Raw genomic sequence first — 11,445 nt, forward strand, 5'->3', positions numbered from 1 at the left:
GGCGCCTGCTCTTGGGGAATGCGGCAAGGAACAGGCCCGCTCTTGCGCGATACCCGACCCGGTCCCAGTCTAGCCTCCGCCATGCCCCGCGACCATGCTCCCTCACGCTCCGCGGCCGATGCCGGTGACGCGCGCACCCGCCAGACGGCGCCGGCGCTCCTCGCCTGGTACGACCGTCATCGCCGCGACCTGCCCTGGCGGGCGCGGCCGGGGGAGCGGCCCGATCCGTACCATGTCTGGCTCAGCGAGATCATGCTGCAGCAGACCACGGTCGCGACGGTCGGGCCTTATTACGCGCGGTTCCTGCAACGCTGGCCGACGGTCGCGGCGCTGGCGGCGGCCGATCTCGACGCGGTGCTGCATGCCTGGCAAGGGCTGGGTTATTACGCGCGGGCGCGCAATCTCCATCGCTGCGCGAAGGCGGTCGCGGGCGAGCATGGCGGCCGTTTCCCCGAGACCGAGGAAGGATTGCTGACGCTGCCCGGAATCGGCGGCTATACGGCGGCGGCGGTGGCGGCGATCGCCTTCGGCGCCAAGGCCACGCCGGTGGACGGCAATATCGAGCGGGTGGTGGCGCGGCTCTTCGCGCTCGAGACGCCCTTGCCCGCTTCCAAGCCCGAATTGCGGCGGCTGGCGGGCCTCCTCACGCCCGAGACCCGGGCCGGCGATTTCGCGCAAGCGATGATGGATCTGGGCGCCACCCTCTGCCGGCCCAAGGCGCCGCTCTGCCTCGCCTGCCCGTTGACCGCGTTCTGCGCGGCACGCGCGGCCGGCATCGCCGAGACCCTGCCGCGCCGCAGCCCGAAACGGGCCCGGCCGCAGAAACACGGCGTGGTGTTCTGGATCCGGTGTCCCGACGGCGCCGTGCTGCTGCGCCGGCGCGCGGAGGAGGGGCTGCTGGGCGGGCTGATGGAATTCCCCTCGACCGATTGGCGCGAGGAAAGCTGGAGCGTTTCCGCTGCCATCAAGGCGGCACCGGTCAAGGCCGACTGGCAGGCGCTGCCGGGCGTGGTCGAGCATGGCTTCACCCATTTCGACATCGATCTGACGTTGCTGACGGGCGAGGTGCCGGCGCGCACGAAGCTCGAGGGCGTCTGGGTGAAACCTGAGGATTTCGCCGGCCAGGCGCTGCCGACCCTGATGAAGAAGGTCGCGCGTCACGCGTTGGCGGCCCTGCAGGACGCGCCGGCCGCGCCGCCTGAGACGGGCCGCAGAAAGAAAAAGGCCTCATCCTGACCTGTCGGCAGGATGAGGCCCCGAGTTAACACCCCTAGTCACTTTTTACAGTCCTAGACTTAGTCCTTCGCCGCTTTGGCGGGGCGGCGATCCTGCCGGACGGGAGGGCGTTGGCGCAGCACCTCCCGCCGGATCAGCTCATGACAGCTCCGCGCGCAGGCGCTGGCGCAGGAAGTCGATCGGCACCAGCTTGCCTTCCATCGGCACGCACCAGAACTGCCAGCCATTGCAGGCGGGGGCACCCTGGACGGCCGCCCCCACCTGGTGGATCGAGCCGCGATGGTCGGCCGAGATGACGGTGCCGTCGGCCCTGACCTTCGCGGTCCATTGATTGTTGGGGCTGACCAGCACGGTGCCCGGATGCAGCAGGCCGCGCTCGACCAGCCAGCCGAAGGGGATGCGCGGCTCTTCGCGCTTCGAGGGGGTCGCCAGCAGCGATTCGTCCTCCACCGGGCGGACCTTGGCGAGGCGCTTGCGCGCGACATCCACATAGCTGTGCTCGCGTTCGATGCCGATGAAATGCCGGCCCAGCCGCTTGGCCACCACGCCGGTCGTGCCGGTGCCGAAGAACGGATCGAGCACCACGGCGCCGGGCTTGGTCGCGGCCAGGATCACGCGATGGAGCAGCGCCTCGGGCTTCTGGGTCGGGTGGGCCTTCTTGCCGTTCTCGTCCTTGAGCCGCTCGCCGCCGTTGCAGATCGGCAGGAGCCAGTCGCTGCGCATCTGCAGATCGTCGTTCAGCGACTTCATCGCCTCGTAATTGAAGCAGTAGCGCGCGTCGGCATCCTTGGCGCACCAGATCATGGTCTCGTGCGCGTTGGTGAAGCGCCGGCCGCGGAAGTTCGGCATTGGGTTGGTCTTGCGCCAGACCACGTCGTTCAGGATCCAGAAGCCCAGATCCTGGAGCGTGGCGCCGACGCGGAAGATGTTGTGATAACTGCCGATGACCCAGATGGTGCCGTCGGGCTTGAGGATCCGGCGCGCCGCCTTGAGCCAGTCGGCGGTGAAGCGGTCATAGCTCGCGAAGTCCGCGAACTTGTCCCAGGCCTCCTCGACGCCGTCGACCTTGCTGTGGTTGGGGCGGTGCAGGTCGCCCTGGAGCTGCAGGTTGTAGGGCGGATCGGCGAAGATCATGTCGACGCTCTCGGGCGGCAGCGAGGCCATCACCCGGATCGAATCGCCCTCGACGATGCGGTCGAACGGCGGCTTGGCGTCCTGATGGACGGGCGTCGGCTCCGCCTCGGCCGCGTCGTTCTCTCCGGCACGGCGCTTCACCGTGCGGCCCGTCTTGGTCATCGACATCCCCCAGACCCTTCCCAAAACTTGGGCCGAGCATGGAGTCGCCGAGTCCGCCGGTCAAGAGTCTTTCTTTTGATTCAATCGGTTAAAAGAGAAAGCTGAGAAATTGGACTAAAGCTGCGACGATGCTCGGGGGTAGCCCCAAGATGTAGTAGGGCGGCCCGATGCTCCGGGGTGCCGTAGCCCGCATTGTGGGACCAGCCGTAGCCCGGATAGCGCTGGTCGAGCTCGGTCATGTGCCGGTCGCGGGCGACCTTGGCCAGGATCGAGGCGGCGGCGATGGAGAGCGAAAGCCCGTCGCCGCCGACCACGGCGCGGGCCGGGCAGGCGAGCTGGCGGGGCAGCTTGTCGCCGTCGACCAGCGCGAAGGCGGGCGCCACCGCCAGCGCCGTGACCGCGCGCGTCATGGCGAGGAGGCTCGCCTGCAGGATGTTGAAGCGGTCGATCTCCTCGACGCTGGCCTGGGCGATCGCGGTCACGGCGTTGGCGAGAATCCAGACCGACAGCTCCTCGCGCGTCTCGGCCGTCAGCTTCTTCGAATCGTCGATGGCCCGCGCGATCTTCCGCGGCGTGCGATCCATGTCGAGAATGACGGCGGCCGCGTAGACCGGACCCGCCAGCGGCCCGCGTCCTGCCTCGTCGATGCCGGCGACCGGCGACAGGGCCGCCTCGCGCTCCAGCTTGAAATTGGGCATCGCTCTCGAATCGCTCCCCGGTGACCGATTGCGGGTGCCAGAATGTCGCCATGAGCGAGGACGCGCAACGGGATCGGTTTCTCAATCTCGTCAGGGCGGACGAGGCCGCGATGGCGGCGCTCCGGCTCGCGCGCTCGCTCGACCTGCCGGACTGGGCGATCGGCGCCGGTTTCCTGCGCAACCGGCTGTGGGATGCGCTGACGGGCGAACGCACCGGCTCGGCCGCCGACGATGTGGACCTGCTCTATTTCGATCCCGGCGATCCGGAAGGCCGGCGCGAACCCGAGATCGAAGCGCGGCTGACGGCGGCGCGCCCCGACCTCGTCTGGCAGGCCCGCAACCAGGCCCGCATGCATCTGAAGAACGGCGATCCGCCCTACGCCGATACGGTCGACGCCATCGGCCATTGGCTCGAGACCTGTACGGCCGTCGCGGTGCGGCTCGAGGGCGACGACGGCCTGACCCTGCTGGCGCCTTTCGGGCTCGAGGATCTCTTCGGCCTGATCTGCCGTCCGACGCCGGCGGGCTTGCGGCGCCTGCCGGCCTACCTTGCGCGCATGAAGAGCAAGGGCTGGGACCGCCGCTGGAAGGCTTGCCGCGTGCTGGAGGGCTGACCGGCGTTCCGGCCTCGATCCTCCGTCACATCACCGGCGTCACCGTCAGCTCGGGCGGGCCCGGCGGGGATTGCAGCGGCAGCACCGCCGCCAGCATGCCCTGGGCGATCTCGCGCTCGCCCATGATGATCAGGTCGGCGCCATGCTTCTGCAGATGCTCGACCTCGGCATCGGAATGGGCGCGGGCGATGATCTTGAGGTGGGGATTGGCGCCGCGTGCCTGGGCCACGATCTGACCGGCCTCGAAGGCCTGCGGAATCGCCACGAACAGGACGCGGGCCTGAGCCGGATTGGCGGCATTCAGGAGCTCGGGATCGGCGGCATTGCCGAGGATCGTCTCGGCGCCATGCTGGCGCGCCGCTTCGGCCAGTTCCGGGATTTCCTCGAGAACCAGAAACGGCCAGCCGGCCTGGCCGAGGCCCGCGCCCACCAGGCTGCCGACGCGGCCATAGCCGATCACGATGGCGTGGCCGGTGAGCGCGGTGACGGGAACGGGTTCCCGCGTTCCGCCGTCGCTGCCTTCCTCGCCTTCGGCCCGATGCGGCGAGATCCGTTCCATCAGCCAGAAGGCCAGCGGGTTGAGCAGGATCGTGATGATCGCCCCGGCGAGAATGAGATCGCGGCCCTCCTCGGTGAGGAGCCCCAGCGTCACGCCCAGCCCGGCGAGGATGAAGGAGAACTCGCCGATCTGCGCCAGGCTGGCCGAGATGGTGAGGGCGGTCGAGCGCGGATGGCCGAACAGCCGGACGATGAGATAGGCGGCGGTCGATTTGCCGATCAGGATGATGGCGATCGTGGCCAGCAGCACCAGCGGCGCGTCGATCACGATCTTCGGATCGAACAGCATGCCGACCGAGACGAAGAAGAGGACGGCGAAGGCGTCGCGCAGCGGCAGGGTCTCGTTGGTCGCCTGCCGGCTGAGCTCGGATTCCGCGAGGATCATGCCGGCGAAGAAGGCGCCCAGCGCGAAGGAAACGTCGAAGAGCGTGGTGGCGCCATAAGCGGTGCCGAGCGCCACGGCGAGGACGGCCAGCCGGAACAGCTCGCGCGATCCGGTATGGGCGATGTAATGCAGGATCCAGGGGATCACGCGCCGCCCGACGACCAGCATCAGGGCGATGAAGGCCGCGACCTTGCCGAGCGCGATGCCCAGCACCTTCAGGATCTCGATGGGATCGGCGCCGCCTGCCGGCGCACCGCCATTGCCGCCCACCGCATCGGCCAGCGCCGGCAGCAGCACCAGCGCGGCCACCATCGCGATATCCTCGACGATGAGCCAGCCGACGGCGATCTTGCCGCGCTCGGTCTCGAGCAGTCGGCGTTCCTGGAGGGCGCGGAGCAGCACCACGGTGCTCGCGACCGAGAGCGCCAGGCCGAAGACAAAGCCCTGCGCCCAGGGCCAGCTGAGCAGCAGCGCCAGCCCCATTCCCATGAGGGTGGCGACGGCGATCTGGACGATGGCGCCGGGGATCGCGATCGCCCGGACCGACAGCAGATCCTTGAGCGAGAAATGCAGCCCCACGCCGAACATCAGCAGGATGACGCCGATCTCGGCCAGCTCGTTGGCGAGCCCCTGATCGGCGATGAAGCCCGGCGTGTGGGGGCCGGCGATGACGCCCGCCAGCAGATAGCCCACCAGGGGCGAGATCCGCAGGCGCTGGGCGACGGCGCCCAGGATGAAGGCCAGGACCAGGCCGATGACGATGGTGGCGATGAGGGGCGTGTGATGGGGCATCGGGCTCCTTGGCGGGGTCCGGTGGAGGAACGCCCATGATTGTCCGCAATCGCGAGCCCCAGCCGCAACCTTCAATCGTCGGGCCGCCCGATCTTATTGATGCCGCAATGCCGATTTTCCTCGGTCCCCGTCAGAAAACGGACACCGCCGGCGCCCGTCAGAACAGCTCGAACTGCGCCCGCTCGGCCTGCGGCACGGCGAAGAGATCGTTGCGCAGGCCCTGGGCGCCGCCGCCACGCTTGGCGAGGCCGAGCTTGCGCATCGCGATGCGGTAGCGCTGGCGCAGCAGCTCGGCATAGGGGCCGGTGCCACGCATGCGCGTGCCGAATCCGGAACGGTAGAGCTTGCCGTCGCGCGTGTCGCGCATCAGCGACAGCACATGCTCGGCCCGGTCCGGCACATGCGCCTGGAGCCATTCGCGAAAGAGATCCGCGATCTCCAACGGCAGGCGCAGCAGCACATAGCCGGCGCGCACGACCCCGCGCGCCGCGGCGGCGGCGAGGATCGCCTCCATCTCCTGGTCGTTGAGCGCCGGGATCATCGGCGCCGCCAGCACGCCGGTCGGGATCCCGGCCGCGGCCAGGGCCTCGATCGTGGCGAGCCGGCGCGGCGGGGTGGGGGCTCGCGGCTCGAGCTTGCGGGCGAGGTCGGGATCGAGCGTCGTGACCGAGACGGTCGCCTGGACCAGCTCGCGCTGCGCCATGCGGGAGAGGATGTCGAGGTCGCGCAGGATCAGCGCCGATTTGGTGACGATGGTGACCGGATGGTTGAAGCGGTCGAGCACCTCGAGCACCTGGCGCGTGATGCGCAGCTCGCGCTCGATCGGCTGGTAGGGATCGGTGTTGGTGCCGATGCCGATGGGGGCCGGCTTGTAGCCGGGCTTGGCCAGCTCGCGCGCCAGGATCGCCGCCGCATCATGCTTGGCGAAGAGCCTGGTCTCGAAATCGAGCCCGGGGGAGAGGCCGAGATAGGCGTGGGTCGGGCGCGCGAAGCAATAGATGCAGCCATGCTCGCAGCCGCGATAGGGATTGATCGAGCGGTCGAAGCCCACATCCGGCGATTCGTTCCAGGCGATGACGGTCTTGCTCTTGTCAGGCTGGACCGTCGTCCGCAGCGGCGGGGCCTCGGCCTCGTCCTTCTGGACCGAGTCCCAGCCATCGTCCTCCAGGGGCCGTTCGCCGGGCTCGTAGCGGCCCGGGCGGTGGCTGACGGCGCCCCGGCCCTTGCGGGCCTGGGGCGCCAGGACCGTGGGATCGGGGCCGTCGGGGGCTTCGCGCTCGGTTCGCATGGGCAAATCCTAGCCGTGCGATGAGAACAAATAAAGAACAAACGACTCGCGGGCAGAATTGATCAACCAGATGGTTGAATGAAGGGGTGCTTCTCGGTATATTCAACTCTATGGTTGAGCAACAGACTGCCCAGCTCGATACCCTTTTCCGCGCGCTCGCCGATCCGACGCGCCGCGCCATGCTGCGGTCCTTGTCGGAGGGAGAGCGGAGCGTGGGGGCGCTGGCGGCGCCCTTCGCCATGTCCTTCGCCGCCGCCTCGAAGCACATCAAGGTGCTCGAGCATGCGGGGCTGGTGCAGCGGCGGGTGAAGGGCCGCACCCATCTGTGCCGGCTCGATCCCCAGCCGCTGGCGGCCGCCGAGGAATGGCTGCGCTTCTACGAGCAGTTCTGGCGCGGCAGTCTCGACGCGCTGGCCGAGGCCTTGAGCCGGCCCGATCCCGAAATTCCAGGAGGCACGCATGAATGACCATGGCGTCGTGACGGCCAAGGACACGATCCGTTTCGAGCGGCTGCTGCCGGGCCCGATCGAGCGGGTCTGGGCCTACCTGACGGAGTCCGAGAAGCGCGGCAAATGGCTGGCCTCGGGTCCGATGGAGCTCAAGCCCGGCGGCAAGGCCGAGTTCCGCTTCGACCATTCCTCGCTCTCGCCCACCAAGGAGCCGGTGCCGGAGCGCTACAAGGCGAAGACGGGCGGCGTCACGATGCAGATCCGCGTCCTCGAATGCGACCCGCCGCGCCGGCTGGTCATGACCTGGCTGGGCGGCACCAAGGAAGGGACGATGCGGCAGGATTCCGAAGTCACCTTCGAGCTCGAGCCCGCGGGCGACAAGGTGCGGCTCCGGGTGATCCATCGCCGGCTCGCGGACCGCGCGCTGCTGCTCGGCGTCGCCGGCGGCTGGCACACCCATCTCGCGATCCTCGCCGACAATCTCGAAGGCCGCGTGCCGCGACCCTTCTGGTCGACGCACGAGAAGCACAATCGGGATTACGAGGAGCGGCTGAAGGGGGTGTGAGGGGGCGCAGGAAGCGAGGAGACTCGTTCTGTCCCTTCCCCCGTTCAGGGGGAAGGTTAGGAAGGGGGCTGCGCGGTTTTAGACAGCAAGCGGCCCCCTCCTTAATCCTCCCCCGCGAAGCGGGGGAGGAGACAAAATACGAGAGTTACCCCACCCGCTTCAGATGTTCCTGCAGCCGCGGCATCAGTTCCGTCAGGTTGCAGGGGCGGTGGCGGTTGTCGAGCTGGTGCTTGAGAATCTCCTCCCAGCCGTCGCGGCAGGCGCTGGGGGAGCCGGGGAGCGCGAAGAGATAGGTGCCGCCGGCGACGCCGCCGACCGCGCGCGACTGGATGGTGGAGGTGCCGACCTTCTGGAAGCTGATCCAGCGGAACAGCTCGCCGAAACCCTCGATCTTCTTCTCCAGCACCTGCTCGAAGGCCTCGGGCGTCACGTCCCGGCCCGTCACGCCGGTGCCGCCGGTCGTGATCACCACATCGACCTCGGGATCGGCGATCCAGCGCTTGAGCTGCCCCACGATCAGCGCGATCTCGTCCTTCACGATCTCGCGGCGCACGACCTTGTGGCCGTCGCGCGCGATCATGTCGTTGAGGGCTTGTCCGGAGGTGTCGTTCGCCAGTGTGCGGCTGTCGGATATCGTCAGGATGGCGATATTGACCGAGAGGAACGGGCGAGATTCATCAATTCGAGGCATTGCTGGCCGCCGCCACGGCCTCGTCGTCCTGCGGGCGATATTGGGGCCAGGCACCAGCCGCCAGCGCGTCGAGCGACGGCGAGTCCTGACCCAGACGTTGTTGGTAGATCCACATGCTCGCCAGCACCCGCTCCGCGAAGTCGCGCGTCTCGCGCGACGGCATGCTCTCCAGGAACAGCAGCGGATCGTCGTCGTAGGCGAACTTCTCGCGCCACTTGGCGAGGTTGCCCGGACCGGCGTTGTAGGCCGCCGCCATGAGCAACAGATCGCCATTCACGTTGGCATCGTCAAGGAGGTAGAGCACATAACCCTGGCCCAGCGTCATGTTGACGACGGGGTCGCGCCAGTCGGGCTTGCTGGTGCCGAGCTGGTCGGCCAGTTCGCCGCCGATATATTTGACGGTCCCCGGCATGAGCTGCATCAGGCCCAGGGCGCCCATCGGGCTCTTGGCGTCGGGATTGAAGCCGGATTCGGTGCGCGCCAGGGCGAAGAGCAGGGCGCGGTTGACCTTGAAGCCGCCCTTGGGCGTCCAGTCCGGGGTCGGGAACAGGGCGTTGTCGAGGCGGAAGCCCGACTTGCCCTCGAGCGAGGCGCCGAGGCCCAGCGTCAGGGACGGCATCCCGATCTCGTTGGCGATGGCGAGCATGCCCTGGGTCAGCTCGGGGCCGGCCTGCGGGGGCAAGAGGTGGAATTCGTCGGAGGCGCGCTGGCGCTGGCCGACCTGGATGAGGGCCAATGCGCGCTGGCCGGCACGGGTCGCCATCAGCGCCTCGGCGCCGTCGGCGGTCAGGGTCGGATCGGCCCAGGCGAAGGCGGTGTCGACGCCGAGCGCGCGCCGGGCGAGCTGGCCATAGAAGGTGCGGGGCTCGCCCGCCGCCAGGCGCAGCCATTCGCTGACCTTCTGCGGGGCCTTGTTCCGGATGTTGGCCCGCGCGGCCCAATAGGCGGCGGCGGACTGGACCCAGGGATTGCCGTTGCTGGCCTTGGCGGCCTTCTCGAACAGGCTGGCGGCCAGCTTGCTGTTGCCGTCCCGCCAGGCATCGAGGCCTTGGGCCCATTCCGCCGGCTCCGGGCCCTTGTTGCCGCCATCGGGCGTGCCGCCGCGGAAGCTCGAGACGTTGGGCTCGACCGGCGCCGCGGCATTGGCGGGCTTCTTCTTCAGGGCCAGCGCATAGACGGCCGGGGCGTCGGGATGGTCGCCATACTTGCCGAGCCATTGGGAAAGCTCGGCATAACGGGTCTTGTAGGTCGGGGACAGATAGCGCTGGGCCAGGACATGGCCCATCAGCCGCAGATCGGTCAGGGTGCCGATGATCTCGTCGGCGCCCTTCCAGTCGCCCTTGTTCTGGAGGCGGAAAATCTGGCGGTAGCGCGCCGCATCCGTCTCTTCCAGGGGCTTGGGAACTTCGATTTCGGGGCCCGCCGTCGGCTGGCTGGCGGGCGGCAGGGCCGCCGTCAATGGCAGCGCCCCGCCAGCCGCGAGGGCCGGGTGGGTACCGAACGCAAGGCCGGCGACCAGGACCAGAGTGGGTCCGATGGCGCGTCGGGCACTGCGGCCGGTCGGGCCGGAAGGGGTGCTTGCCATCTGCATGGGAGGCTACCTAATCGAAGCCCCGCGGGGCTGGCAAGGAAGTTTTAGGGATTGACAGCCCATATTTTGTAGCTGTGGAAAATTCACCTACTACAAATAGGTTAACCACGAAATTTTCCTCAAATGCCACGGATTGTTAAGGGCCAGATTCTGACCAATTAACCATAAAGGAACGTAAATAGGCCTTAAGGGAGTAGGGGCAAATTTGAGGCCTGCCGCGGCGGCCGCGGGTCAGGCCCGGCCGTCGAGCCGGTCGCGGATCAGGAGCAGGTCGCGCCAGGCATCGCGCTTCTGCCCGGCGGAGCGCAGCAGATAGGCGGGATGGTAGATCGGCATGGTCGGCACCGGCCGGGACATGCCGGCGCTCTGGTAATCGAACCAGCGGCCATGGATCCGGGTGATGCCCTCGTTGCGGAGCAGCAGCGTCTTGGCGGCTGCATTTCCTGCCAGAACAAGGACTTCAGGTGCCACCAGCTCGATATGGCGCTCGACAAAGGGCAGGCAGGCCGCCGTCTCGGCCGGGGTCGGGGTGCGGTTGCCGGGCGGCCGCCAGAATATGGTGTTGGTGATATAGACGCTGGTGCGGTCGAGGCCGATCGCCGCCAGCATCCGGTCGAGAAGCTGGCCGCTGACGCCGACGAAGGGCCGGCCGATCCGGTCCTCATCCGCGCCCGGCGCTTCCCCCACCAGCATGACCCGGGCCCGGGGATTGCCATCGGCAAAGACCAAGTTGGTGGCGGTCGCCTTGAGCGGGCAGCCATCGAAGCTTTCCAAGGCCGCCCGCAGCTCGGATAGCGATTGTGCCGCCTGGGCGGCCCGGTAGGCGTTGCCGTCGCCATTGGCGCCGGCCGGGCCGGCGGCCGGCGTCATGATCGGCGAGACGAGCGGCGCCGGAGCCCGCAAGGGTGCCATGGCCGGCTCGGCCGCCGAGGGGGCCTTGCGGGCGGGGGCTGGTTCGGGGGCGGTGGCAAAACGGTCGATCGCGGCGGCCTCGATCGCCTCGTCGGCGCCGGCTTCGATCTGCCAGACCAGGAGCGCCAGCGCCTCGGCCGGATCCAGATCGGCTGCCGCAGCAGAGGGGATATCGATCGGGGGAACCATGGGCCGACGCTAGCCTGGAACCGCTGTGGAAGTCCGCCGGTTTCTTGGCGGGGCAGGCGCGGCCCCAAGCCCCTGCCGCGGCTGGCCGATTCCGTTGCCGCTGTGCTACATCCCGGGCGCAAAAAACCGCAGCGCCGCCAGGGGAGGTCGCTGCGACTCAAATTTGTCACCCCGGCTTCTT

General features: G+C 68.5%; 11 protein-coding genes. 4 read left to right on the forward strand and 7 right to left on the reverse strand.

What is annotated here, in order from left to right; translation table 11 throughout:
- Window positions 1–81 precede the first annotated feature (81 nt).
- Entirely contained in the window at window positions 82–1,236 is a 1,155-nt protein-coding gene (mutY, locus tag FRZ61_RS04030) for an A/G-specific adenine glycosylase (protein ID WP_151115096.1), read from the forward strand.
- A 138-nt stretch (window positions 1,237–1,374) separates the two neighbouring features.
- On the opposite strand, the gene FRZ61_RS04035 is transcribed toward mutY, so the two are convergent.
- The gene (locus tag FRZ61_RS04035) at window positions 1,375–2,400 is read right to left on the reverse strand and encodes a site-specific DNA-methyltransferase (RefSeq protein ID WP_225309238.1); all 1,026 of its coding nucleotides are present in this window, start codon (window positions 2,398–2,400) and stop codon (window positions 1,375–1,377) included.
- A gap of 212 nt (window positions 2,401–2,612) precedes the next feature.
- On the reverse strand, window positions 2,613–3,230 hold the full coding sequence (locus tag FRZ61_RS04040; RefSeq protein WP_151115097.1) for a ribonuclease HII: 618 nt from the start codon (window positions 3,228–3,230) through the stop codon (window positions 2,613–2,615).
- A gap of 50 nt (window positions 3,231–3,280) precedes the next feature.
- Here FRZ61_RS04040 and FRZ61_RS04045 point away from each other — a divergent pair, with 50 nt between their 5' ends.
- Complete coding sequence (locus FRZ61_RS04045; protein WP_151115098.1) at window positions 3,281–3,844, forward strand: nucleotidyltransferase family protein; 564 nt, start codon at window positions 3,281–3,283, stop codon at window positions 3,842–3,844.
- Window positions 3,845–3,869: 25 nt separating this feature from the next.
- Here the strand turns inward: FRZ61_RS04045 and ybaL are convergent, their stop codons facing one another.
- Together ybaL and FRZ61_RS04055 are read right to left on the reverse strand one after the other, a co-directional pair.
- A complete protein-coding gene (gene ybaL, locus FRZ61_RS04050; protein WP_151115099.1) occupies window positions 3,870–5,579 on the reverse strand; it encodes a YbaL family putative K(+) efflux transporter in 1,710 nt (569 codons plus the stop codon).
- Between the two features lie 157 nt (window positions 5,580–5,736).
- Entirely contained in the window at window positions 5,737–6,867 is a 1,131-nt protein-coding gene (locus FRZ61_RS04055) for a PA0069 family radical SAM protein (protein ID WP_151115100.1), read from the reverse strand.
- A 110-nt stretch (window positions 6,868–6,977) separates the two neighbouring features.
- Here FRZ61_RS04055 and FRZ61_RS04060 point away from each other — a divergent pair, with 110 nt between their 5' ends.
- Together FRZ61_RS04060 and FRZ61_RS04065 are read left to right on the forward strand one after the other, a co-directional pair.
- A complete protein-coding gene (locus FRZ61_RS04060) occupies window positions 6,978–7,334 on the forward strand; it encodes an ArsR/SmtB family transcription factor (protein WP_151115101.1) in 357 nt (118 codons plus the stop codon).
- A complete protein-coding gene (locus FRZ61_RS04065) occupies window positions 7,327–7,881 on the forward strand; it encodes an SRPBCC family protein (protein WP_151115102.1) in 555 nt (184 codons plus the stop codon). Before FRZ61_RS04060 ends, FRZ61_RS04065 begins: the two co-directional genes overlap by 8 nt.
- A gap of 145 nt (window positions 7,882–8,026) precedes the next feature.
- On the opposite strand, the gene moaB is transcribed toward FRZ61_RS04065, so the two are convergent.
- The 3 genes from moaB to FRZ61_RS04080 all read right to left on the reverse strand — a co-directional run bounded on the left by moaB (window position 8,027) and on the right by FRZ61_RS04080 (window position 11,264).
- Window positions 8,027–8,572 carry a molybdenum cofactor biosynthesis protein B gene (gene moaB / locus FRZ61_RS04070; RefSeq protein ID WP_151115103.1) on the reverse strand — a complete coding sequence of 182 codons (546 nt, stop codon included), beginning with the start codon at window positions 8,570–8,572 and terminating at the stop codon, window positions 8,027–8,029.
- Window positions 8,559–10,163 (reverse strand): lytic transglycosylase domain-containing protein, encoded by a 1,605-nt coding sequence (locus FRZ61_RS04075; protein ID WP_151115104.1) that lies wholly within the window; start codon window positions 10,161–10,163, stop codon window positions 8,559–8,561. The genes moaB and FRZ61_RS04075 overlap by 14 nt, the downstream gene beginning before the upstream one ends.
- 231 nt (window positions 10,164–10,394) lie before the next feature.
- Window positions 10,395–11,264, reverse strand: a complete 870-nt coding sequence (locus FRZ61_RS04080) for a uracil-DNA glycosylase (protein WP_151115105.1) — start codon at window positions 11,262–11,264, stop codon at window positions 10,395–10,397.
- Window positions 11,265–11,445: the final 181 nt, after the last annotated feature.

Source organism: Hypericibacter adhaerens (assembly GCF_008728835.1).
GTDB classification, from domain to species: Bacteria; Pseudomonadota; Alphaproteobacteria; order Dongiales; family Dongiaceae; genus Hypericibacter; species Hypericibacter adhaerens.

Bases quoted from the DNA above. Each gene is read 5' to 3' on its own strand.
- mutY (WP_151115096.1), top strand. From the start codon at position 82: ATGCCCCGCGACCATGCTCCCTCACGCTCCGCGGCCGATGCCGGTGAC.
- FRZ61_RS04035 (WP_225309238.1), bottom strand. From the start codon at position 2,400: ATGGCCTCGCTGCCGCCCGAGAGCGTCGACATGATCTTCGCCGATCCG.
- FRZ61_RS04040 (WP_151115097.1), bottom strand. From the start codon at position 3,230: ATGCCCAATTTCAAGCTGGAGCGCGAGGCGGCCCTGTCGCCGGTCGCC.
- FRZ61_RS04045 (WP_151115098.1), top strand. From the start codon at position 3,281: ATGAGCGAGGACGCGCAACGGGATCGGTTTCTCAATCTCGTCAGGGCG.
- ybaL (WP_151115099.1), bottom strand. From the start codon at position 5,579: ATGCCCCATCACACGCCCCTCATCGCCACCATCGTCATCGGCCTGGTC.
- FRZ61_RS04055 (WP_151115100.1), bottom strand. From the start codon at position 6,867: ATGCGAACCGAGCGCGAAGCCCCCGACGGCCCCGATCCCACGGTCCTG.
- FRZ61_RS04060 (WP_151115101.1), top strand. From the start codon at position 6,978: ATGGTTGAGCAACAGACTGCCCAGCTCGATACCCTTTTCCGCGCGCTC.
- FRZ61_RS04065 (WP_151115102.1), top strand. From the start codon at position 7,327: ATGAATGACCATGGCGTCGTGACGGCCAAGGACACGATCCGTTTCGAG.
- moaB (WP_151115103.1), bottom strand. From the start codon at position 8,572: ATGCCTCGAATTGATGAATCTCGCCCGTTCCTCTCGGTCAATATCGCC.
- FRZ61_RS04075 (WP_151115104.1), bottom strand. From the start codon at position 10,163: ATGCAGATGGCAAGCACCCCTTCCGGCCCGACCGGCCGCAGTGCCCGA.
- FRZ61_RS04080 (WP_151115105.1), bottom strand. From the start codon at position 11,264: ATGGTTCCCCCGATCGATATCCCCTCTGCTGCGGCAGCCGATCTGGAT.